At 56.5% G+C, this 21,992-nt stretch carries 19 protein-coding genes; 7 read left to right on the plus strand and 12 right to left on the minus strand.

Features of this window, described 5'->3' with window-relative positions; genetic code table 11:
- The first annotated feature begins 118 nt into the window (after positions 1 to 118).
- Both P4L78_RS02085 and P4L78_RS02090 read left to right on the plus strand, forming a co-directional pair.
- The gene (locus P4L78_RS02085; RefSeq protein WP_283148515.1) at positions 119 to 952 is read left to right on the plus strand and encodes an AraC family transcriptional regulator; all 834 of its coding nucleotides are present in this window, start codon (positions 119 to 121) and stop codon (positions 950 to 952) included.
- A gap of 259 nt (positions 953 to 1,211) precedes the next feature.
- Positions 1,212 to 1,952: a transporter substrate-binding domain-containing protein gene (locus P4L78_RS02090; protein WP_309326691.1), complete on the plus strand. Its 741-nt coding sequence runs from the start codon at positions 1,212 to 1,214 to the stop codon at positions 1,950 to 1,952.
- Between the two features lie 9 nt (positions 1,953 to 1,961).
- On the opposite strand, the gene P4L78_RS02095 is transcribed toward P4L78_RS02090, so the two are convergent.
- Entirely contained in the window at positions 1,962 to 3,551 is a 1,590-nt protein-coding gene (locus tag P4L78_RS02095; RefSeq protein WP_309326693.1) for an EAL domain-containing protein, read from the minus strand.
- Between the two features lie 375 nt (positions 3,552 to 3,926).
- Here P4L78_RS02095 and P4L78_RS02100 point away from each other — a divergent pair, with 375 nt between their 5' ends.
- A complete protein-coding gene (locus P4L78_RS02100; protein WP_309326695.1) occupies positions 3,927 to 4,547 on the plus strand; it encodes a flavin reductase family protein in 621 nt (206 codons plus the stop codon).
- A 36-nt stretch (positions 4,548 to 4,583) separates the two neighbouring features.
- Here P4L78_RS02100 and P4L78_RS02105 read toward each other — a convergent pair whose 3' ends face one another.
- The 3 genes from P4L78_RS02105 to P4L78_RS02115 form a co-directional block, all read right to left on the minus strand.
- Entirely contained in the window at positions 4,584 to 5,237 is a 654-nt protein-coding gene (locus P4L78_RS02105) for a DsbA family oxidoreductase (protein WP_309326697.1), read from the minus strand.
- A gap of 598 nt (positions 5,238 to 5,835) precedes the next feature.
- Positions 5,836 to 6,459: a hypothetical protein gene (locus P4L78_RS02110; RefSeq protein ID WP_309326699.1), complete on the minus strand. Its 624-nt coding sequence runs from the start codon at positions 6,457 to 6,459 to the stop codon at positions 5,836 to 5,838.
- 166 nt (positions 6,460 to 6,625) lie between these two features.
- Positions 6,626 to 7,684 (minus strand): AraC family transcriptional regulator ligand-binding domain-containing protein, encoded by a 1,059-nt coding sequence (locus P4L78_RS02115; RefSeq protein WP_309326701.1) that lies wholly within the window; start codon positions 7,682 to 7,684, stop codon positions 6,626 to 6,628.
- 322 nt (positions 7,685 to 8,006) lie between these two features.
- Between P4L78_RS02115 and P4L78_RS02120 the strand changes: the two genes are divergently transcribed.
- On the plus strand, positions 8,007 to 10,028 hold the full coding sequence (locus P4L78_RS02120; protein ID WP_309326703.1) for a glycoside hydrolase family 3 N-terminal domain-containing protein: 2,022 nt from the start codon (positions 8,007 to 8,009) through the stop codon (positions 10,026 to 10,028).
- 78 nt (positions 10,029 to 10,106) lie between these two features.
- On the opposite strand, the gene ppa is transcribed toward P4L78_RS02120, so the two are convergent.
- Complete coding sequence (gene ppa, locus P4L78_RS02125) at positions 10,107 to 10,631, minus strand: inorganic diphosphatase (protein ID WP_283148523.1); 525 nt, start codon at positions 10,629 to 10,631, stop codon at positions 10,107 to 10,109.
- Positions 10,632 to 10,963: 332 nt separating this feature from the next.
- On the opposite strand from ppa, the gene P4L78_RS02130 reads away from it, so the two are divergent.
- The gene (locus tag P4L78_RS02130) at positions 10,964 to 13,639 is read left to right on the plus strand and encodes a bifunctional acetate--CoA ligase family protein/GNAT family N-acetyltransferase (RefSeq protein ID WP_309326706.1); all 2,676 of its coding nucleotides are present in this window, start codon (positions 10,964 to 10,966) and stop codon (positions 13,637 to 13,639) included.
- Between the two features lie 436 nt (positions 13,640 to 14,075).
- Here P4L78_RS02130 and P4L78_RS02135 read toward each other — a convergent pair whose 3' ends face one another.
- Positions 14,076 to 14,780, minus strand: a complete 705-nt coding sequence (locus P4L78_RS02135) for a pirin family protein (RefSeq protein ID WP_309326708.1) — start codon at positions 14,778 to 14,780, stop codon at positions 14,076 to 14,078.
- 110 nt (positions 14,781 to 14,890) lie between these two features.
- Between P4L78_RS02135 and P4L78_RS02140 the strand changes: the two genes are divergently transcribed.
- Positions 14,891 to 15,811 carry a LysR family transcriptional regulator gene (locus P4L78_RS02140; protein WP_309326710.1) on the plus strand — a complete coding sequence of 307 codons (921 nt, stop codon included), beginning with the start codon at positions 14,891 to 14,893 and terminating at the stop codon, positions 15,809 to 15,811.
- A gap of 94 nt (positions 15,812 to 15,905) precedes the next feature.
- On the opposite strand, the gene P4L78_RS02145 is transcribed toward P4L78_RS02140, so the two are convergent.
- The 3 genes from P4L78_RS02145 to P4L78_RS02155 all read right to left on the minus strand — a co-directional run bounded on the left by P4L78_RS02145 (position 15,906) and on the right by P4L78_RS02155 (position 17,791).
- The gene (locus tag P4L78_RS02145) at positions 15,906 to 16,472 is read right to left on the minus strand and encodes a YceI family protein (RefSeq protein WP_283148527.1); all 567 of its coding nucleotides are present in this window, start codon (positions 16,470 to 16,472) and stop codon (positions 15,906 to 15,908) included.
- 134 nt (positions 16,473 to 16,606) lie between these two features.
- Positions 16,607 to 17,176: a YceI family protein gene (locus P4L78_RS02150; RefSeq protein ID WP_283148528.1), complete on the minus strand. Its 570-nt coding sequence runs from the start codon at positions 17,174 to 17,176 to the stop codon at positions 16,607 to 16,609.
- A gap of 78 nt (positions 17,177 to 17,254) precedes the next feature.
- Complete coding sequence (locus tag P4L78_RS02155; RefSeq protein ID WP_283148529.1) at positions 17,255 to 17,791, minus strand: cytochrome b; 537 nt, start codon at positions 17,789 to 17,791, stop codon at positions 17,255 to 17,257.
- A gap of 328 nt (positions 17,792 to 18,119) precedes the next feature.
- On the opposite strand from P4L78_RS02155, the gene P4L78_RS02160 reads away from it, so the two are divergent.
- The gene (locus tag P4L78_RS02160) at positions 18,120 to 18,767 is read left to right on the plus strand and encodes a carbonic anhydrase (RefSeq protein ID WP_283148530.1); all 648 of its coding nucleotides are present in this window, start codon (positions 18,120 to 18,122) and stop codon (positions 18,765 to 18,767) included.
- A 102-nt stretch (positions 18,768 to 18,869) separates the two neighbouring features.
- Here the strand turns inward: P4L78_RS02160 and P4L78_RS02165 are convergent, their stop codons facing one another.
- From P4L78_RS02165 to P4L78_RS02175, 3 genes are all read right to left on the minus strand, one after another.
- On the minus strand, positions 18,870 to 19,673 hold the full coding sequence (locus tag P4L78_RS02165) for a Cof-type HAD-IIB family hydrolase (RefSeq protein ID WP_283148531.1): 804 nt from the start codon (positions 19,671 to 19,673) through the stop codon (positions 18,870 to 18,872).
- Positions 19,674 to 19,968: 295 nt separating this feature from the next.
- Positions 19,969 to 21,069, minus strand: a complete 1,101-nt coding sequence (locus P4L78_RS02170; RefSeq protein WP_309326713.1) for an alkene reductase — start codon at positions 21,067 to 21,069, stop codon at positions 19,969 to 19,971.
- A gap of 265 nt (positions 21,070 to 21,334) precedes the next feature.
- Positions 21,335 to 21,919 carry a TetR/AcrR family transcriptional regulator gene (locus tag P4L78_RS02175; RefSeq protein ID WP_283148533.1) on the minus strand — a complete coding sequence of 195 codons (585 nt, stop codon included), beginning with the start codon at positions 21,917 to 21,919 and terminating at the stop codon, positions 21,335 to 21,337.
- Positions 21,920 to 21,992 lie beyond the last annotated feature (73 nt).

Below are 21,992 nucleotides of genomic sequence, written 5' to 3' on the forward strand. Positions count from 1 at the left end.
AAAAACGGCGCGGAAGATTTTCGCGCCGTTTTTACGTGCGATGACTACGCTGCGCAATAGCGATCAAATACGCTAGGATAATCCTGGTTAGATTGGCAGTACGCATTGTGAGAAAACCATGAATCCGGTAGCAAAAGCACTCTGGCTGATCGAGTCCGGGCTACAAGCCGAAGTGACACTGGAACGGCTGGCCCAGGTGTGCGGCGTGTCGCGTTTCAGCTTGCTTCGGGCGTTCGGCGCGGTCACCGGCTGTTCGGTCATGAGCTATTTACGGGCCCGCCGGCTAAGCGAAGCGGCGCGGGTTCTGGCAACTGGCGCGCCCAATATTCTGGATGTGGCACTGGACGCCGGTTATGGCTCTCACGAAGCGTTTACTCGGGCATTTCGCGAGCAATTTGGCCTCACGCCGCAAGCGCTACGTGAGCAAAGCCACCTGAATGGCATCACTTTGATGGAGCCTTTTCGCATGGACCAACAACACTTTATCGATCTGGAAGCACCGCGTTTTGAAACCAGCCAGCCCATGCTGATCGCCGGACTGGGCGAACGCTATACCTTTGACACCAATGACGGCATTCCGCGCCAGTGGCAACGTTTTAGCCCGTGGATCGGCCGCGTGCCGGGAGAAGTAAAAGGCGTGGCGTACGGGGTGTGTTGTAACGGCGACGGTAACGACAGCTTTGAGTATATCGCCGGGGTGCAGGTGGCCAGCACGAGCGGGCTGCCAGCGGATTTTCACCACGTCCAGATTCCGCAGCGACGCTACGCGGTATTCACGCATCGCAAACACATCTCGACCATTCGCGACACCATCAATGCCATCTGGAACAAATGGCTGCCGGAATCCGGGTTTCGTCATGGCAATGCACCGGACTTTGAGCGCTACGATCAAGCGTTTGATCCCGCTACCGGCAACGGTTCATTTGAAATCTGGGTGCCCATCGAGGACTGACGCCCCGGCAAATATTCTGAGATCTGCGCCAGCAGGGCCGCTGGTGCCGCCGAAATGTCTCATTCTTCAATGGGCATGGCTTGTCAGATTGCGTTGTAAGGTAGCTTGGCGGATATTCAAGAGCAGTACGCAACTGTCATAACAAGCAGGTTTGCGAGATCGGCCGATGATCCCGGGGAATGGCGCGTCGTGTTTGCAGCGCATCCGGCCCGCCCAGTGGATAACATCGGCCGCCTTGTGTTGCATGAAAGGATGCCGCGTGCCCATCCGGTCCATTGTCGCCGTTGTTTGCATGCTCTGGCTGCGCCAGGCTGGGGCGGCTTTGCCGACGGTTGAGATTGGCGCCGAAGACGACTGGTATCCGTACTCCGGGCAAATTGCGACTGAATCCAAAGGCATGGCTGAAGATATTGTTCGCGCTTCATTTGCGGCGGCAGGCTTCAATGTGCATTTTGTCTCGTTACCGTATGCCCGCTGCGTGCATATGGTGCTCACCGGCGAGCTGGCCGGGTGCTTTGATACCTCGCGCACCCGCGAGAACGAGCGGGATTTTCTCTGGCCCGATCAGCCCATGTTTTACAGCCGCGCGTATATCTATGCGCCAAGCAGCTCAACCGAGCATGACCTTGGCCCGCGTGCGCTGGAGGGCAAGCATGTGGCGGTGACTAACGGCTACGAATACGGCAGCGATTTTGATGGCGATCCGCTGGTGCAGCGCGCGGTCACCAATCAAAGCATTTATAGTCTGCGCATGCTGGCGCTGGGACGAGTGCAATATGCGCTGGCCTTTGAGAAAGTGGCCGATTACCTGATCCGCACCCACAAGAGTGAATTCGACGGCAAATTCAAAGTGGTGGGCATGACGGCGCAAACTGACATCTACTGCGTGTTTTCCCGCAGTTTCAAAGATTCCCGCGTTTATCTGGCCGCCTTTAACCACGGGTTTGCCACGATTCAGGCGAATGGCACCTATCAGGATATCGTTGCGGCCTGGCGCTAGGCTGGGCGCTTACAAGGTATCCATCTTGCGGATCATCGAGTCCATGGCATTGAGTTTTTGTGCCAGCTCGGCGGGCGGCAAAGCGCGAGAGAACAGCCAGCCCTGGGCAAATTGCACCCCGCGCTCGCGCAGGTAATCGGCTTGCTCGGCGGTCTCGACACCCTCGGCAATAACAGTCAGATTCAGCGAGCGCGCCATGGCGATAATGTGGCCCGGCACATGGCTGGCCACGGCGTCTTTGCCAATGGTATCGATAAACGATTTATCAATTTTCAGATGGTCTAGCGCCATGCTGGTCAGGTATGACAAGCTGGAATAACCAGTACCAAAATCATCAATCGCCACCCGAATGCCCAAAGTACGGATGTCATTGATCATTTGCCGGGCTTCTTCGGCGTTGATAAAGCCACGCTCGGTCGCCTCGACCACCAGGTTGTGCGGTGCCATGCCGGTCGCTTTGATGACGCGATACAACAAAGACAAAGTGAGTTCGTTTTCCAGGTCTGCCGCCGACAGATTGACGCCAATGGCAAAGTCCGGAAAAGCCTTGAAATGATGGGATATGTCATGCGCCACCAGCGATAACACGCGCTCGGTAATCTGGGTAATCATGCCGGTGCGTTCGGCTTCCGGAATAAACACATCCGGCGGGATCACTTCACCATTCAAACGTCGCCAGCGGATCAGCGCCTCTGCCGCAACCCAGCGACCGGTGTGCAGGTCGATAACGGGTTGGTATACCAGCGAGAACTCCTGGCGCTTGAGCGCAGTGCGCATCATGGTTTGCAGCGTGGTTTGATGGCGCGCGATATAGACCAATACTGCAATTAACAGGATGGCCGTAGCCGCGCCTAACGGCACCATGAACAAAGCCAGCTTGCGCACATTTTGTGTCAGATAAACCACCGGCACAGCCGCGACGCCAACCAGGTTGTAACGCGCCGAGCGGTGCAGCGCCACCACATAATTGCCTTCCAGAAACGAAACGCTGTCGCCACTTTTTAGCTGGGCGAGCCATGCCGGATTGACGCTGCCGTTGGAGGCAATGGGCAGATCAAAACCGGTGTAAAAGACGCTCAGCAGCATGCCTTTTACATGAGTGTCGATATCTAGCGCTGCGTCTTGCGCCATGATTGCCGCGTAGCCATCCATTGAAGAAATCCGCACATCGTAATCGGCAGCAAAGGGCAATTTGACCGACTTGCGGATGGCCACGCCGCGCGGCGTGACGATGTCGGGCAGGCCAATGTAGACGCCATCGGCGTGCGGCCCGATCGACGAGCAAACCAGGCGGTTATTGGCAATGTAGGCGATCGCACGTAAATGCGATGAACTGAAGGCAAGGCGCCGCATCAGCACCATGTTTTCTTCCGAGCAAGGATTGCTCGCGCCAGCGCGCATGAGCTGGTCATGCGCCGAGAAGAATTCCTGGGCAACGCCATCGGCCCTGGCCAGAACGGTGGTGGCCAGACGTAATGCTTCATTGCGCTGATCCTGCAGCCCGCGAGTGCGGGCCAGGCTAAGCGCGGCAAATATCGGGCCGATAATAGCCGCGATGGCGATCAGGGCGATCAATCCGATCGCCAGACGCTTGTGCACAACTCCCCCTTTTGATTCTCGCCGCCTGGTGTTTGCGATTACAAACAGTCGCGGCAGAATCCGCCCTCAACCGTGGTGAAGCCTGCTCCCTGGTGTGCGGCGCAAGCGACCAAAGTCATTATTCTTTTTTGCCCTGATCACAGACCGGGCAATTATGATTCCAAGAGTATATGACATGTGCTTGTTACGGTTTTCGGCGATGAAGGCGCGGTGTTGTTTTGCCCTGACAGCGCGGCTGCCGGTTTCACCCGCCTGATCGCGGCACGGCTATTTGGAAGCGCTGTTTTTAAACATAAACCTGAGAATCAGTGACCTGCCAGAGGTGCCAGGTTCAGCGCGTTCTGTTTTTTTGAATCTGTTGGGCAAGAGGAATTTATGTCTGAGGAAGTCTGTTTTTACGAACCCGCGTTGGGGCACGGTTTGCCGCACGATCCATTCAACGCCATTGTCGGGCCACGGCCAATAGGCTGGATTTCGTCACGCGCCAGCGATGGCAAGCTCAACCTCGCGCCATACAGTTTCTTCAATGCCTTTAACTACACTCCGCCAATCATTGGCTTTGCCAGCGTCGGCGCCAAAGACAGCCTGCGCAATATCGAGCAGACCGGCGAATTTTGCTGGAATCTGGCGACCCGGCCACTGGCTGCCGCAATGAACCAGACCTGTGCCGCCGTGCCGCCAGAAGTCGATGAATTTGCCCTGGCAGGCCTGACCCCCGAAGCCTCACGCCTGGTTAAAGTGCCGCGAGTAAAAGAAAGCCCGGTATCGTTTGAATGCAAACTTAGCCAGATCGTGCAGCTGCAATCCGCGGCGGGTCAGCAGGTGAATAGCTGGCTGATTCTGGGGGAGGTGGTTGGCGTGCATATCGCCACAGCGTTACTGGTAGATGGCATATACCAGACTGCGCTGGCCCAGCCCATTTTGCGCGGCGGCGGTGCGGCGGATTATTTCGAGATCACCCAGGACATGCTGTTCAAAATGGCGCGGCCAACTTGATATTGGCCGCGCCGGTTGCTGCGGATAGCTGAGCGATCAGGCCTCGGCAGCAATCTGCCGCAGCGCTTGTTCAAATACTTCCACCGGCTGACCGCCCTGGATCAGATGGCGCTCGTTGATGATCACGGCCGGTACGGCGTTGATGCCATTGCTTTGGTAGAAACGTTCCAGCTGGCGCACGTCGGCGGCGTATTCATCGGAGTCCAGAATCGCCTTGGCACGGGTTTGATCCAGGCCGACCTCACCAGACAGGTTCACCAGCAAAGCGTGATCAGACGGATTCTGGCCATCGGTAAAATAGGCTTTGAACAGCGCTAGTTTGAGCGCGCGTTGTTTGTCGGTATCGACGGTTTCGGCCCAATGCAACAAGCGGTGCGCGTCAAACGTGTTGTAGATGCGGCCACGCTGTTCCATGTTGAAAGTGAACCCCACTGCGGCACCACGAGCACGAATCCCTTCGCGATTGGCCTGCATTTGCTCTGGCGTGGAGCCGTACTTCTCGACCAGATGCTCCAGGATATCCTGGCCTTCCGGCACCATTTGCGGGTTCAGTTCAAATGGCTGAAAGTGAATCTCGGTCTGCACTTCGTCGCCCACGCGGGCAATGGCTTGTTCCAGCGACTTGAGGCCGATGGCGCACCAGGGGCAGGACACATCGGAAACAAAATCGATCTTTAGTTTGGTACCCACGGTTACTACCTCTTGGACTGGTGGCAGCTGCACTGTGCGGCTGGCAGGTTGATTAGTCTCAAATGAGTGCGGGGAGGGGGAATTCAAGGAGGAATGGATTGGTTTTTGGCGTGGGGTGGTGGGTTTTGACTGGCAACTGAAAAGACAAAGGCGTGAGTGCCTTCGGCACGGGTTGAAGACGTTTGATGCCCGGTGGTGACCGGGAGCACGTTTCTTTTCTTTGCGTCGCCAAAGAAAAGAAACCAAAAGTTCCGCAGAGCGGGATCGCAAAAGGCGACCCCGCTGCCGCAAGGGGGCCCGAAGTCAAAAGTCGAAGCAAACCGTTTGTTGGCGAGGGCTCTCTGCGCGCATCCTGCGTTCCCTGGGTCGGCCGGAGTCCGAGGTCTCCGGTTCTCGGTCGGCGTGTTCAGTCGCTTTGTTGGCCCGATAATATTCAAAAGCTTCGTAGCCCGGATGGAGCGTTAGCGGGAATCCGCGGAGCGATATTGGTCGTTGCACATTTCGCTGGCGAGTTGCTGCTTTGCGACGCAGGATTCTCTCCAGGCTTTAGCCCGTTGCCATCAATTGCTCAACCCGCCAGCAGAAAACCGCGCTGCGCTTAAATCCCGACCAGCGTTTTCACCGCCAATACATATTGGTCAGCATGTTGCGCGGCTTTGTGTGATTGGCGCAGGCTGATGTTCCAGCGGGCGATCGCGGTTTTCAAGCTGGCGCTGTCTTTTACGGCTTCGATCTCGGCGATCAGCGGGCGTGCCATCAGGCCCAGGAACTGCTGCGCGCTTTCAATCATCAAGACTTTCACCTGATTAAGTAGCGCACTGTCGAGAGCAGGTGCGCCAGGCGTCAGTTCCACTACCGTTGCTGTAGCGGGAAGCGTTTCGGCCATCGCGGCAGGCGCTGCCGTGATGGCAACTGGGGTTGGCACTGGAATTGCAGCGGGAGCCGGCGCAGGTGTCGTGGCAGCGACCCTGACCTTTTCCGCCCTGGATGCGGTTTGCACCGGGTTATAGATAAAACCCATGCTTTGCAGCTCGCCCAGCATCCGGCTCATTTCTTCGCCGGGCATCATGGCGCTGATCGCGGCTTGATCGCGGCTGCCGTCGACCAGAATCAGCGCCCGGCGCATGCGCGCAGGCAAACCGTGGGCGCGCTCGTTGATTTCGAGCAGGCCTTTGCTGGTTTTACTGAAAATGGTATCGGCTGCAGTGGCGGTCGCGGTCATGGCGTTCCTCTCCCGACAAAATGCAAAATGCGGATTTTTGGGCTGAAGAGAGGGTAGGCCGGTTGTTTTACCGAAATATTAAGAAATGCTTATACGATTGTCAGAAATGCCCGTTTCCGATCAAACCACGCAGATTTTCGATATGAGGTAACGGTGTGCACCTGTTTCAGGCCAGTTTGCGCTCGCCAGCGGTTTGCGTGTGTTGGCGGTAAGACAATGGTGGCAGCGCGTGGCGGGCCTTGAAGAAACGGGTAAATGCACTTTGCGAGGCAAACCCCAATTGCTCGCTGATCTGGGCCACGCTCAGCGCGGTTTCGGACAACAAACGTCGCGATTCGCCGGTTTTGACTTTGAGTTCCAGTTCCCGAAAATGCGTGCCTTCTTGTTGCAGCTGGCGGCGCAAGGTCCAGCGCGTGGTGTTGAGTCGCTGGCATAACTGCTGCAGTAACGAGGCGCCACTCTGGTCGTTGGCCGGGTCGGCCAAAAATTCGCGGATCAGTGTTTCGACATTGGCGGAGAACAGATGCAAACGCTGGATGCGGGTGAGTTCTTGCTGGGCTTGTGCTTGCAGCCACGGTTCCAGCGCCGCGTTGTGTTGTGGCACTGGTGTGTCCAGCGCCACCGAATCAAACCACAAACGATTGGCGCTCTGGGCAAAGCGCACCGGGGCGCCAAAACATTGGGCGATGCTGCTGGCAAAGGGCGGTGCAACGCCGACAAATTCGGCGTGAAACACGGTTTGTGCGCGCTGGTCGTAAGCCCGGATCAGCGCTATCAGCGACATGAAATTGGCCAGAGCCTGGAAACTCGCTTGTGGAGCGAATTCGGAGATGTACTCAAACTGAATGCGGGTGGCGGACTGTCTGCATAGTAAAAAATCGAATTCACCGATCAGGCCGCGATACGCCAGATAGTGCCCGATGGCCGTGCGCAGGGTGCGCGCGTTGATGCACAGGTTTCCCAGTACCGGATAGTCATGAAACAGATCGGTAACGTTCAGCTCGAGCATGTCACGCGGCACGCTCATGGAGGCCGCCAGTTCGACCACGCGCCGATGCCGCACGCCTTCAATACGCCCTTGCGGGTCGATCAGATCATCCAGCGCGATGCCGGTGTGCCGGACAAAGGCCTCCGGCGAGATCCCGGCTTGTACAAATGCCGGTAACGAATGCGCAATGATGCGGTTGGAAACAGTGCGAGCGAGTCCTTTTAGACGCGGAGTCATCGGGCTTCCTGTGGGTGTGCGTTGACATTTTTTTGTCATAGTAAGTCGCTACCACCTGACGCCCGCTATCAGGCAATGTCCGTACCTGCGGTGCAACAACGAACTGCATCGCAGGCCCGCCAAGGGTCCGGGCGTTACGCGCCTTTCGTCGATTGCCCCAGCGGTGTTCTGCTTTGGTGCACCGCAAAATCGACGCTGCTCCCCAAAGGTAAAAACCTGCTCCCGCTGGTCAAAGGCTTGCCTGGACGCTGCCGTACATTGAGATACGACCCGACATCGGGCCGACATAAAAACATTCCGTACCAGGCATCAGGAGCAGTCGATGAAATCTCATACGCAACACGTACTCAAAACGTCCGTCATGATGATGGCCGGAGCCTTGCTCGCCGCCGGGCTAGCCGCATGTGGCGGCAGCGATGGCGACAGTAGCAGCAGTCAGCCGCAGCAGGATTTTGGCTATACCACGCTGAGCATGGTTAGCCAGAGCGGGCTGCAGTTCAAGGACATGAACAAAGATGGCAAGCTGGAGCCTTATGAAGACTGGCGACTGAGCGCCGACGTGCGCGCTCATGATTTGCTTGGACGCATGACACTGGCAGAAAAAGCCGGTTTGATGATGCACGGCACTGCGCCCGTGCTGAACGACACCACCGGCGCTGGCACTGGCAGTGCTTATGATCTGGATGCGCTCAAAGCGTTGATCAACACGCAGGACATCAATACCTTCATCACCCGCATGGGTGGCGATGCGCAAGCCATGGCCGAGCAATACAACAAAATCCAGACGCTGGCGGAGCAGTCAAGGCTGGGTATTCCGGTGTCGATCAGTTCTGATCCGCGCAATCATTTTCAGTACGTACTGGGCGCCAGCGCGGGTGGCAGTGGCTTCTCGCAGTGGCCAGAAACACTGGGCTTTGCTGCGATTGGCGATGCCACCTTGACGCGCCGTTTTGGCGATATTGCCCGCCAGGAATATCTGGCAGTGGGTATTACCCAAGCGCTATCACCCCAAGCCGATCTGGCCACCGAACCACGTTGGGCGCGTATCAATGGCACGTTTGGCGAAGATGCCGATCTGGCCAAAGCGCAAGTGCAGGCTTATATCGAAGGCTTCCAGGGCGGCTCAACCGGTCTAACTCCGAGCAGTGTGGTGGCGGTGGTGAAGCACTGGGCAGGTTATGGCGCATCCAAAACCGGTTTTGACGGACATAACTACTACGGCCGTTTCATTACCTTCCCAGGCAACAACTTTGCCTATCACCTGAAGCCGTTTGAAGGTGCGTTTGCCGCGAACGTGGGCTCGGTGATGCCGACCTACGCCTTCCCGGATACTTCCGTCACGGTGGATGGCGTCACGCTGGAACAAGTCGGTGCGGGCTTTGATAAAGCCTTGCTGACCGATTTGTTGCGCGGCAAATATGGCTTCAAGGGCGTGATCTTGTCTGACTGGGGTATTACCTCGGATTGCGATACCAACTGCATCAACGGCACACCAGCTGGCGTCGCACCTTCGTTTATCGGCTTCGGTACGCCTTGGGGCATGGAAAATGCGACCAAACTGCAGCGCTACGTGAAGTCGGTGACCGCCGGGATGGACCAGTTTGGTGGTGCTACCGAGCCAGAATTCCTGATCCAGGCTGTGCAACAAGGTCTGCTGACCGAAGCGCGGCTGGATGAGTCGGTTTATCGCATCTTGCTGCAAAAATTCCAGCAAGGCTTGTTCGATCATCCTTATGTCGATGCGGCCAAGGCGAAAACCGTAGTGGGTAACGCGCAATTCCAGGCTGAAGCGCTCGACGCCCAACGCCGGGCGATGGTGTTGCTGCAAAACACCGGCAATGTTTTGCCGTTGGCTGGTGCCGGGCAAAAGGTCTGGTTGTACGGGGTTGATCCGGCCGTAGCCCAAAGCTATGGCTATACAGTGGTCAGCACGCCACAAGCGGCCGACGTGGCGATTCTGCGGGTAAGCACGCCATACGAAACACTGCACCCGAACTACATGTTTGGCTCAATGCAGCACGAAGGCAGCCTGGCGTTTGTCGATGGCAACAAAGATTACGAAGCCATCAAACAAGCAGCACTGGCACCCAAGTCGATTGTCTCGGTGTACATGGACCGCCCGGCGATTCTGACCAACGTGCAAGACAAAGCCACCGCCATTCTGGCCAACTTTGGCACCAGCGACGTGGCCTTGTTTGACGTACTCACCGGCAAAGGTAAACCGCAAGGCAAGCTGCCGTTTGAACTGCCGTCATCCATGGCGGAAGTTGAAGCCCAGCTGGAAGACGTCCCGCACGACACCGCGCATCCGCTGTATCCGTTCGGGTTTGGGTTGTCATATTGAGTGCCACGTACTTGAGCTAGCCACAAAAAAAGCCAGTCGCAATGACTGGCTTTTTTCATCTACCGGCAAACGCTGTAATCAGGCAGCGCGCTTGATACCGGCCAGGATTTCAGCGTGCGCGGCTTCTTTATCTGCCCAGCCTTGTACCTTGACCCACTTGCCTGGCTCCAGGTCTTTGTAATGCTCGAAGAAGTGTTTGACTTGTGCCAGCAGCAGCGCAGGCAGGTCTTCCAGCTTCTGGATGCCCTTGGTCATTTGACAGAGCTTGTCGACCGGAACCACAACCAGCTTGGCGTCGATACCGGATTCGTCTTCCATCTGCAGCATGCCGATGGCACGGCAACGCACCACAGCGGCCGGGATCAGCGGGAACGGGGTGTACACCAGCGCGTCAACCGGATCGCCATCTTCAGCCAGGGTGTGCGGAATGTAGCCGTAGTTCATTGGGTAGAACATGCAAGTACCCATGAAACGGTCAACGAATACGGCACCCGATTCCTTGTCGTGCTCGTACTTGATCGGCGCGGCGTTGGCAGGGATTTCGATAATGACGTTGAAATCGTTCGGCACATCCTTGCCGACTGGAATCTTGCTGATATCCATGCTGAGTGATCCTGAATGTTCGTGAGTAAAAGTATGCGGCGACACTGACAAAACAGTGCGGGCGGTCGTTGTTCAACCTGCCCGTTTTGCCAGCGGCTTGATGCCAGACCCGCGTGATTATAACGGTGCGAAGGCATCTGTGCAGGTCGGGCCGATACTTTGCCCGCTGTCATCGCGCGGGAATCGGCATGAAATATGCTTCAAATAGCCGTTTTACCTGATCTCACCCGCATGGATCAGTCACTTTTTTCGCATATCATGATGCTTGCGCTTGCCGGCCTGCATTGGGCGATCCCCAACACATCGGCGCCTTGCCTGGATTCACTCAAGACATGAAACAACACTATCTCACGCCGCTGTTTGAACCCGCCTCCATTGCGGTGATTGGGGCATCGGTTACGCCTGGTGCCGTTGGCACGACCGTATTCAGCAATCTGCTGGAAGGCGGCTATGCCGGCAAGCTGTACCCGGTAAACCTCAAACATGCCACGGTGCTGGAGCACAAAGCGTTCAAAACCATCAGCAAGATTGGCAAACCGGTGGATCTGGCGATCATCACTACGCCATCCAAAACGCTGATCGAGCTTGTGACTGAGTGCTGTAAATATGGTGTGAAAGGGCTGGTGATCATGTCTTGCGACTTTGTCGGTACGGCCGATAAGTCTCGGGATTTACTCGACAAGTTACTGGTAATTTGCCGTCAGTATGGCGTGCGTTTGTTGGGCCCCACGGTGTTTGGCCAGGCGCGGCCGGTGAGTAAACTCAACAGTGGCAATTACGCGGGCAGCATCAAATCCGGCAGCATGGCGCTGGTGTCGCAATCATCATCGGTTGCTTCGGCCATTCTGGATTGGGCCGAGTCGCAAGACGTGGGTTTTTCGTCGGTGATCTCGCTGGGCTCGGCGGTGGATATGGATGTCGGCGAGACGCTGGATTACCTCGTCACGGACCCGAAAACCCGCAGCATCTTGTTGTATGTAGAAGATGTCAGCGATGCCCGTACGTTTATGTCTGCCCTGCGCGCCGCCGCGCGAACCAAGCCGGTGATGGTGCTCAAAGTGGGGCGTTATGATGGCGGCGAAAAGCTGGGGCGCACTCATTCCGAGCGTTTGATCGGTAGTGATGAAGTCTTCGACAACGCCTTGCGCCGTGCTGGCGTGCTGCGTTTACGCTCAATCAACCAGCTGTTTATTGCCGCCCGCGTCCTGCCACGCAATTACAAAACCCGTGGTCGGCGGCTGGCGGTAATTACCAATGGCATTGGCGCCGGGATGATGGCGGTGGATCGCGCGGGCGATCTACATATTCAATTGCCCAAACTCTCACAAAGCACCATCGCACGCCTTGATTCATTCCTGCCTGCGCAATCCAGTCACGATAACCCGATCGACATTCTGGGCAATGCCTCCGCCGCGCGCTTTCATGCCGCGACTGATGCGGTGCTGGCCGATGAAAACGTCGACGGCGTATTGGTGGTGTTCACCCCACAAATGGGCACCGATCACATGGCCACGGCTGAAGCGATGATCGCCTTGGCCAAAACCACAGACAAACCGATCTTGCTGGCCTGGATTGGTGGCAAGAAAGTGGTGGCCAGCCGCAAATTGCTGGCCAAACACAATATGGCGTACTTCAGCACCCCGGAGCACGCGGTGGAGGTGTTCTGGTCGCTGGCATCGTGGCAATACAACCAGCAATTGTTACTGCAAACGCCCGGCCCGCTGGGTGAATGGGATGCGCCGGATCTCGAATCCGCCCGCATGATTCTGGATAACGCACTGGCCAATGGCCGCCAAGGGCTGGATGAGCTGGAATCCAAAGCCATCCTGCGTGCGTTTCATATTCCGGTGACCACCACAGTGCGGGCGGCGTCGGCAGAAGCGGCCGTGACCGCAGCCATGGGCATGGGGCTGCCAGTGGTGCTCAAGCTGGATGTCGAAGGGTTGACGCACAAGACCGATGTGGATGGCGTGGTGCTGAACTTGACCACGCTGATGGCCGTGTCATCCGAAGCTAATCGCCTGCTCGGTCGTGCGCGCGAACGCTTTGGCGACAAGTTGCGTGGCCTGACCGTACAACCGATGATCAGCCTCAAGCATGGCCGCGAGTTGATGGTGGGCGTGGCGACCGACCCGGCGTTTGGCCCGGTGATCAGTTTTGGCGCTGGTGGCATTGCCGTCGAAGTATTTAACGATGTCGCGGTCGCGTTGCCGCCGCTGAACGAATATCTGGCCGACAACCTGATCCGCCGCACCCGCGTGAAAAACATGCTGGGCGAGTTCCGCAATCAACCGCCAGCCGACGTGCATGCCATCAAGTCAGTGCTGATGCGGGTTTCGGAAATGGTGTGTGAATTACCGCAAATCCAGCATCTGGATATCAACCCGCTGATCGTCGATGAAAACGGCGCGGTGGCGCTGGATGCACGCATTTACGTCGCCCCGATCCCGGAAAAAGCCCGCCGTTACGGGCATATGGCCATTCACCCGTATCCATCCAACCTGGTGCAGGTGACGCAGCTCAAAAACGGCTTGCCGATGACCATCCGGCCTATCCGCCCGGAAGACGCCGAGATGATCGTGCGCTTTGTGGCGGGCTTGTCGGAAGAGACGCGCTACAACCGTTATATGAGCACGCTCAAGGCGTTATCCCAATCGCAGCTGGTGCGCTTTACCCAGATCGATTACGCCCGCGAAATGGCGCTGGTTTCCACGGTACAAGGCGAAACCGGCGAGATGATCGTGGCTGTGGCGCGTTTTGTGGTGAACGTGGATTACGACAGCTGCGAGTTTGCGATTGTGATTGACGATCGGTGGCAGGGTAAGGGTTTGGGTGGCCAGTTGATGGAAGGGCTGTTTACCGCGGCTCGGGATATGCGCTTGTCGACGGTAGAGGGCGAGGTGCTGAGCAGCAATACCAATATGCTGGCGTTTATGCGCAGGCTGGGGTTTGAGATTACCAGGCATCCGGAGGATGAGGGGTTGAAGTGGGTGGTGAAGCGGTTGTAGGTTTGGTTATTGTTTGGTTATTGTTTGGTTTGCACAAAACAGTTGCGGTTTTGGCATGGAAAGCTGTTTTGGTAGTGCCTTCGGCACGGGTGTGAAAGGCATTTGATTCCCGGTGGTGACCGGGAGCACGACACCTTTCTTTGCGTCGCCAAAGAAAGGTATCCCAAAGTCCCGCAGAGCGGGATAGCAAAAGGCGACCCCGCTGCCGCAAGGGGGGCCGAAGTCAAAAGCTGATGCAAACCGTCTGTATGCGAGGAGTCTTTGCGTGCATCTTGCGTTGCCTCAGTCGGCGTGATTAGCTGCTTTGCTGGCCACATGTAGCCCGGATGAAGCGCAGCGAGAATCCGGGGTGGCAACGCATCTACGAGCCACCGGTATCGGTAGTTGCCAATATTGCTCCCCGGATTGCTGCGCGAATCCAGGCTACGTGCCGTTGTTACTCTAGCTCCGCCACATCAAACACCAATACCTCGGCACCATTACCGTTACTCAAGGTAATCGCGGTTTCGGCGCGGATTTTGGCGGCGTCGCCGGTTGCCAGTTGGTGACCATTCACCGTCACCGAGCCGCGCGCCACGTGCACATATACCAGGCGCTCGGGTGACACGTTCAAGGTCGCGGTTTCGGCACCGTCGAACAGGCCGATATACAACTTGGCATCCTGATTTACCAGCACAGAGCCTTGCTCGCCGGTCTCGCTAACCACCAAACGCAACTTGCCGCGCTTTTCGGCCTCAGAAAAGTCTTTTTCCTCGTAAGACGGCTGCACGCGCTTGTTCGGGATGATCCAGATTTGCAGGAAATGCACTGGGTTGGTCACCGATGGATTGGCTTCCGAATGCACAACACCGCTCCCGGCGCTCATGCGTTGCACGTTGCCGGGCCGGATCACCGAACCATTGCCCATGTTGTCGCCATGCTGCAGTTCACCGTCCAGCACGTAACTGATGATTTCCATGTCTTTGTGCGGGTGTGAGCCAAAGCCTTGCCCGGCAGCAACGCGGTCTTCATTAATCACCCGCAACGAACCAAAATGGACATTCTGCTGGTCCTGGTAACTTGCGAACGAGAAGCTATGCCAGCTGTCCAGCCAGCCGTGGTTGGCGTGGCCGCGGTCCTGAGCTTTGCGTAGCGTGATCATATTGCGTCTCCTTCAGTTAAATCGAACATGAGGTGTAGTATATTCCATATTGGGTAAATGATAAGTGCATGTAAAACCATATCTGTTGCGAAATTCGGGATAATTACCTCATGCTGCGACTCAATCTTGAAGCCATTGAAATACTTGATGCCATTGCCAGAAAAGGCAGTTTTGCCGCGGCAGCTGAAGAAGTGCATCGCGTTCCTTCTGCCGTAACGTATGTCATCAAAAAACTTGAAGATGAAATGAATGTGCAGTTGTTCGATCGCTCCGGACATCGGGCCAGATTAACCCCGGCCGGTGAAACATTGCTGGAACAAGGTCGGCATTTGCTGCGCGCAGCATCGGATCTGGAATACCGGGTGAAAAGAGTGGCGACGGGCTGGGAACCGGAACTGCGCATTGCGGTTGATACGTTGGTGCCGCTTTCGATATTAACGCCATGGATCAAGGCATTTGATGAACTGCACTCTGGCACCCGGTTGCGGTTTTTGCATGAAACGCTGGCCGGGATGTGGGATGGGCTGATTGATCATCGCGCTGATCTGGCGATTGGTGTGGCCATGGATAGCCCGCACAGCGGCGGTTTTTCCAGCATCGCAATGGGGCCGCTTGAGTTTGTTTTTGCTGTTGCGCCGGGCCATCCGCTGGCCGACGTGCCAGAACCCTTGCCGCCTGCGCTGATCCAGCAGTACCGGGTCATTGCCATTGCGGATAGTTCGCGCTCGCTGGTGCCGCGCACGGTGAATATCTTGCAGGGGCAGGAAACGCTGACGGTGCCAAGCGCCCAGGCCAAACTCGCGCTACAAATGCAAGGGCTCGGTTGTGGTTACTTGCCCAGATGTCTGATCCGCAAAGAGCTGCAAGCGGGGTTGTTGATTGAAAAACAGACCGAGCGCCAGCATTCCATTCCCGCTTTTCATGCGGCCTGGCGGGCAACACAACCGGGGCGCGCGCTGGCCTGGTGGGTGGATCAGTTGCGTAATGATCCATTGGTTTCTGACTGGCTGGCGTGCAAGGGCGAGATCTGATTTTATTTTGCCCCGCACGCAACATTAAGCAGATAAAAAAAGCCCACGCAAAACGTGGGCTTTTTTTCGACCATCTTTCAGCCAGCAATGCTGCTTATTTCGCGCCAGCTTCAACCGGGATAACCAGTTTGACTTCGTCCGACACGGCCGGAACGAAGGTAGTCATACCGAAATCGCTGCGCTTGATGGTGGCGGTTGCTTCAGCACCGCACCAGTATTTCTTCATCATCGGGTGGTCGCCGCAATGGAAGTTGGCGATGTTCAGGGTCAATGGCTTGGTCACGCCCAGCAGGGTGAAGTTACCGTTCACGGCCACCAGCTTGTCGCCATCAAACTTGAAGTCGGTGGACTTGAAAGTCATGGCCGGGAATTTTTCGACGTTGAAAAAGTCCGCAGTCTTCAGGTGCTTGTCACGCGCGGCCCAGCCGGTGGACAGGCTGGCGGTGTCGATGCTGATGTCGGCCGAGCCGGCTTTCTTGTCTAGATCAACCACAACGGTACCGGTGGCTTTTTCGAAGCGGCCCAGTTGGGTGGAGTAGCCGAAGTGGCCGATTTCAAAATACGGCTGGGTGTGCGAAGAATCCAGTTCCAGCGTTTGCGGAGCAGCAAAAGCGGCGGAGGCAACGCAAGCCAGGGCAATAGCGGCAAGTTTCAGTTTCATGGTGTTTCCCTTGGTAGATTGTGGTTTGGTGCTAATGGTTGTTGCAGTCTTTAATTTTGAAAAACGCTTCAAAGAACAAATCATTCCCGAACCACTGACCGGCGGGCGGATGCAGTGGTCGGGCAGCGAAGCGCTTAGCCAGGTTTGCCAGCCAGTACCAGCTTGAATTTCACGGTGACTTCATCGGCCACGGTGCCGGTATCAGCCCAGTCGCCATCGCCAATCTTGTATTGCAGACGCATCATCGGAAAGCTGCCATCCACATTGAGATTGGCGCCGTCTTGTTTGGCGGTCAGGGTGGCGACGATATCGCGGCTCACGCCCTTGATGGTCAGCTTGCCGTGCGCTTCAAACTTGCCGCCGCCCAGTGCTTTGACCGAGCTGGAAACAAACGTGGCCTTGGGGGTGGTGGAGGTATTGAACCAGTCTTTGCCTTGTGTGGTCTTGTTGCCGTCCGCGCTGCCGACATCAATGCTGGTCAGGTCAACGGTAATCTGGGCCTGGGTTTTTTCGGGCTTGGCCGGATCAAAACTGACGTTGGCATCAAAGCGCTTGAAACTGCCTTCAACCGGCACGTTCATTTGTTTGAAGGCAAAGCCGATTTTGCTTTGAGCGGCAACCAGCGTTTGTGCCGCCATGCTGGATAAACTGGCCAGGCCAAGGCTGGCAGCCAGCAACAGAGAGGTCAGAGTACGTGCTTTCATAATGTGTTCCAGTGAGTTCCAGGGAGCGGATATTGGAGAGATCGCGCCGATAACGGCGTCGTTAACCAAGGTGATGAATCAGGATTTGCCCGGCAACATGCGGCGCAGAGTGTCGTCCTTGTCGATCACGTGATGTTTGATGGCGGCAGCTGCATGCAGCGCAACAATGGCGGCCAGTATCCAGGCCAGCACTTTGTGCACGGTTTCCAGCGTCTCGCCCAGATCATGGTTGACCGGCACCCAGTTAGGCAGTGGCAACACGCCAAACAGCACCACCGGCACCCCTTTGGCAGAACTCATGGCCCAGCCGACCAGGGGAATGACGATCATCAACAGATAAAGCGTATGGTGGGTGGCAGCGGCCACAGCCAATTGCCAGCGCGGCTGGCCGGGTAGCGGATCTGGCACGCCGCGTGCCGTACGCCACAGCAGACGAACCAGCACCAGAATCAACACCGAAATGCCCAGCCACTTATGATACGAATACAGGCGGAATTTCAACGGAGACAGCGGCAGGCTGCCCAGATACAGCGCCAGGCCAAATGCACAGACGATCAAAACGGCAATCAGCCAATGTAAAGCGATGTGGAAGCCGTCGTAGCTCGTGCGTTTCATCGTGTGCAGATTCCCTGTGCGTAAAATGATTGATACGAGCATGCACTATAGTGGTCGATTGGTACGCCATGCCAGCGAAAAGTTCTGCAGAAATTGTTCGAATATTTTGAACTAGTGACGATTGACTGGCCGAGTGCCGCCGCTGTGCGGGCCTGGATGATTTTTTGCTGTGGCAGGACGGGGCACTTTGCCCCATGAAATACGCTGATAAATCATCCATGTTTGAATTTTTTGCGCAATGTGTAGGCAGATTTCAAACACTACTCAGTTAAAATCGTTCATAACCACGGCTGCACCCTTGCGTGCAGAGCAGACCTACGGAGATGGCATGGACGAACTTGCAAAACTGATCGAAGGTTTTCACCGCTTCCAGGGCAAATATTTTGGTCAGGACACGAATCTTTTTGAACAACTCAAGCGCGGTCAAAGTCCGACCTCGCTGGTTATCGGCTGCTCGGATTCACGCGTCGACCCGGCGCTGCTGACAGACTGCAACCCGGGCGACATGTTCGTGGTGCGCAACGTCGCCAACCTGGTACCACCGTATGAGAAAGACGGCATGTACCACGGTGTCTCATCCGCGATTGAATTTGCGGTCTGTGACCTGGAAGTAAAGCGCATCATTGTGATGGGCCATTCCACTTGTGGCGGCATTGGCGCATTGCTCAAGGGTTACGCTCCCAAAACTGAAGCAAACTTTGTCGGCCGCTGGATGCGCATGGCTGAAACCGCGCGCCAGCATGTGCTTGACCACTATTCGGATAAACCGCTGGAAGTCCAGGTGCGCGCCTGTGAAATGGCGGCCATCGTGGTTTCGCTGGATAACCTGATGAGCTTCCCGTTCATTGCCCAGAAAGTCACTGAGGGCAAGCTACTGCTGGTCGGTTGGTATTTCGATATTGAACATGGCGAGTTGCATCAGTATGACGCCGGGCGTGGCGCCTTCCGTTCGCTGGTAGCACCGTTAGTAGAATGAGCGCTGGCTAACCAGCCACTTCGCTGGCGCTGGACAACAAAAAAGGCGTGGATCGAATCTCACGCCTTTTTTTGTTGCTTGCCGTTTGGCGATTGCGCCGCTTTAGTCTTCTTTCATTTCAAACAACTTGCGCAACTGATGCGCCACGCCAGCTTCGGTATTGCGGCCAATCTGTGGCACTTCGGGCAGGGCGGCCAGCAGGCGCGGGTTGGCGTTGCCCATTACAAACGGGTGGCCGGCAGTCTGCAGCAGCTGGATGTCGTTGGGGCCGTCGCCAAATGCCACACAGTCGCTGGCGGGAATGCCCAGTTCGCCAAGCACGGCGGTGAGCGCATGGCCCTTCGATACGGTCGGTGCCATCACTTCCAGGCAATCGGGCATGGAGAAGGTCACATACAACTCATCGCCAAAGCGTTCTTGCAGCTTGTCTTCAATGGTCAGCAGATGTTCGTGCTCGCCGATGTACAACACCTTGGCGATGCCTTCGCCAGAGTGTTTTTTCAGGTCAGTGACTTCATACATGAAGCCTGAGTCCTGATGCAGGTCGGCCAGCCATTCGGCATGGCTATCCGCCAGCCAGGCGTCATCCAGATAAACATTCAAGTGCGTGCCTTCCGAGAACTCCGGCTGCAGCAATTGCTGGGCGACCGAGGGTTCCAGATTTTCCGCGTACACCAGCCGGTTATCCCAGTCATGTACACGTGCGCCGTTGGAGGTCACCAGATAGGCGCGCACGCCCAGCACATCGCGAATCCCGCGCACGTCCCGATAATGGCGGCCGGTGGCAATCACAAAGTGCACGCCACGTGCTTCCAGCGCTCTGAGCGTTTCGGCGGTGTAGGCGTCAACCATGTGGTCGGCATTCAAAAGTGTGCCGTCGAGATCGGAAGCGATGACCTGGTACATTGAAGCTATCCTTGTGCGTAAAAACGGATTTTATGCCAAATGTGGCTACAGGTTCGATTGGGGATAGTGCCTGGCTTGCTAACTTTGGGGTCACACGGCTGGTGTGCGGGCACCGGCGAAGCGTTTGATGCCGGTTATTCTGTGCCAGATTGCGTCATTTTGCTCGCATTGCAGCATAAAAAAACAAACACCGTCGGGATCGGTCGCTCTGTTTGAGCGACTTCTCCGGACGGTGTTTCTGGCGGGCCGGATAGTGGTCCGTCCCTACATGCTTTTAATTTAAAAACGCTGGTGATTAGCCTAGCGTGGGGTAATCGGTATAACCCTGCTCAGCGCCACCGTAGAACGTGGTGTGATCTGGCGTATTGAGCGGCGCACCCTGGCGGAAGCGCTCAACCAGATCCGGGTTGGCAATGTATGGACGACCAAAACCGATCACATCGGCAACGCCTTCGTCCAGACGCGCTTCGGCGGACTCAGCGCTGTAACCACCGCAAGTGATGATGGTGCCACTGAACTGATTGCGCAGGCCACGGCGGAAAGTATCCGACAGCGGCGTGCCGCCCACCCAGTCTGGCTCGGCGATGTGCAGATAGGCGATATTGCGTTTGCTGAATTCGCTGGCCAGATACAGGCTCATCGGTTCAGATTCGGTATCCACAATATCGTGGCCAGGGAAGGCGGGCGACAAACGTACGCCGACATGATCTGCACCCACTACCGCAACTACCGCATCCAGCACTTCCAGCAGCAGACGCGCGCGGTTTTCCAGTCCACCACCATATTGGTCGGTGCGCTGGTTGGTGCCGGTGGCCAGGAATTGGTGCAGCAGGTAACCGTTGGCGGAGTGGATTTCTACAAAGTCGAAGCCGGCGCGTTTGGCTCGAGTTGCGGCAGCCACATAGCTGGCGACAATGCCTGGCAGTTCAGCGGTTTCGAGTGCTCGTGGGGTATCGCAGGGCTCATTGGCTGGCGTGCCATCAGGCAACACCACAAAGCTCTTGGAGGTAGCGGCCTGAATGGCGCTGGCCGATACCGGCGCCTGGCCATCTTCCTGCAGCAGACGGTTGGAAATGCGGCCCACGTGCCACAGTTGCAATGACAACTTGCCACCCTTCGCATGCACGGCATCGACTACGTTTTTCCAGCCCGCTTCTTGTTCGTCGGTGTAGATACCTGGCGTCCAGGCATAGCCCTGGCCCTGACGAGAGATTTGGGTGGCTTCAGTGACGATCAAACCGGCTGTGGCGCGCTGCGCGTAATACGTGGCGTTCAGTTCGGTGGGTGCATCGCCCGGTTTGCTGGCGCGCGAGCGAGTCAGCGGGGCCATGGCCAGTCGGTTGTTCAGGGTGAGATGGCCGACTTTGACCGGGGTAAGGAGTTTGTCGATGGGCATGTTGGTCCTGTGAGTGGTTAGATGAGGCAGAGTTATTTTGGCGTTCGTCTGTAGATAGGCATGCCGCTCTGGAATATCAATTAGACCAGTCAATTATTTTTATAGGTGGGCGACTGGATTGAAAGCCTGGCGAACAGAGCAACGTTTGCGAAAAGGTGGGGCAGTCGCACGGTTTTTTGTGGCGGAAGGTGTGGGGGCGAAAACAACAACGCCAGCCGAAATGCTAGCTGGCGTTGCGAATGGGGCTGGAACTGACTTGTTCAACTCACGGCGTGAGCAATTGCCGCGTAACGGCCATAGCGGTTTCCAGTGGTACGCGGTCACGTCGCAGTTTGGTCATCAAACTGGCACCGAGCCACAATTCGTACAGCGCCAAAGCCGTTACCTCTGGTGCTTGTGCCTTGCTGACCGTGCCTGCCTCCTGGCCGCGCGCTACGGTGCGCTCCAGTGCCGCCACAATGTGGTTACAGCCGCTTTGCAGCGCCGCACGCATGGTGTCAGACAGATCGGCCACTTCTGCGGCCAGTTTTACCACCAGACAAGGCACGGTGTTACCGCACGATTTGCCCTGCCAGTTATCGAAATAATCAATCAGATGATCGTGAGCAGAGCCTTGCGGGGCATTCAGACGCATTTTTGCGTCTTCGAGATAGTTGGCGAAATAGCGCTCAAGCAGGCCCACACCGTATGCTTCTTTTGAAGCGAAATAGTGATAGAACGAGCCCTTGGGGACATCGGCCGTGGCCAGGATTTCTGCCAGACCCACTGCAGCAAAACCTTTCCCCAGAATGATGTGTTCACCGATGGCGAGCAAATGCTCGCGGGTGTCTTCAAAGCGCTTTTTTACCATGACGCGGAATGTTTCCGGTTGAATTCAATAACTTGTATCTTGTTGATGTTTATGCAAAAAAGCAAAACTTACG

It is taken from the genome of Silvimonas sp., assembly GCF_031291215.1.
Lineage (GTDB): Bacteria > Pseudomonadota > Gammaproteobacteria > Burkholderiales > Chitinibacteraceae > Silvimonas > Silvimonas soli.

Excerpts from the sequence above, each read along its gene's own strand:
- P4L78_RS02130 (WP_309326706.1), top strand. The coding sequence starts at position 10,964 with ATGAAACAACACTATCTCACGCCGCTGTTTGAACCCGCCTCCATTGCG.
- P4L78_RS02160 (WP_283148530.1), top strand. The coding sequence starts at position 18,120 with ATGGACGAACTTGCAAAACTGATCGAAGGTTTTCACCGCTTCCAGGGC.
- P4L78_RS02165 (WP_283148531.1), bottom strand. The coding sequence starts at position 19,673 with ATGTACCAGGTCATCGCTTCCGATCTCGACGGCACACTTTTGAATGCC.
- P4L78_RS02100 (WP_309326695.1), top strand. The coding sequence starts at position 3,927 with ATGTCTGAGGAAGTCTGTTTTTACGAACCCGCGTTGGGGCACGGTTTG.
- P4L78_RS02120 (WP_309326703.1), top strand. The coding sequence starts at position 8,007 with ATGAAATCTCATACGCAACACGTACTCAAAACGTCCGTCATGATGATG.
- P4L78_RS02135 (WP_309326708.1), bottom strand. The coding sequence starts at position 14,780 with ATGATCACGCTACGCAAAGCTCAGGACCGCGGCCACGCCAACCACGGC.
- P4L78_RS02115 (WP_309326701.1), bottom strand. The coding sequence starts at position 7,684 with ATGACTCCGCGTCTAAAAGGACTCGCTCGCACTGTTTCCAACCGCATC.
- P4L78_RS02110 (WP_309326699.1), bottom strand. The coding sequence starts at position 6,459 with ATGACCGCGACCGCCACTGCAGCCGATACCATTTTCAGTAAAACCAGC.
- P4L78_RS02145 (WP_283148527.1), bottom strand. The coding sequence starts at position 16,472 with ATGAAACTGAAACTTGCCGCTATTGCCCTGGCTTGCGTTGCCTCCGCC.
- P4L78_RS02175 (WP_283148533.1), bottom strand. The coding sequence starts at position 21,919 with ATGGTAAAAAAGCGCTTTGAAGACACCCGCGAGCATTTGCTCGCCATC.
- ppa (WP_283148523.1), bottom strand. The coding sequence starts at position 10,631 with ATGGATATCAGCAAGATTCCAGTCGGCAAGGATGTGCCGAACGATTTC.
- P4L78_RS02170 (WP_309326713.1), bottom strand. The coding sequence starts at position 21,069 with ATGCCCATCGACAAACTCCTTACCCCGGTCAAAGTCGGCCATCTCACC.
- P4L78_RS02155 (WP_283148529.1), bottom strand. The coding sequence starts at position 17,791 with ATGAAACGCACGAGCTACGACGGCTTCCACATCGCTTTACATTGGCTG.
- P4L78_RS02150 (WP_283148528.1), bottom strand. The coding sequence starts at position 17,176 with ATGAAAGCACGTACTCTGACCTCTCTGTTGCTGGCTGCCAGCCTTGGC.
- P4L78_RS02140 (WP_309326710.1), top strand. The coding sequence starts at position 14,891 with ATGCTGCGACTCAATCTTGAAGCCATTGAAATACTTGATGCCATTGCC.
- P4L78_RS02085 (WP_283148515.1), top strand. The coding sequence starts at position 119 with ATGAATCCGGTAGCAAAAGCACTCTGGCTGATCGAGTCCGGGCTACAA.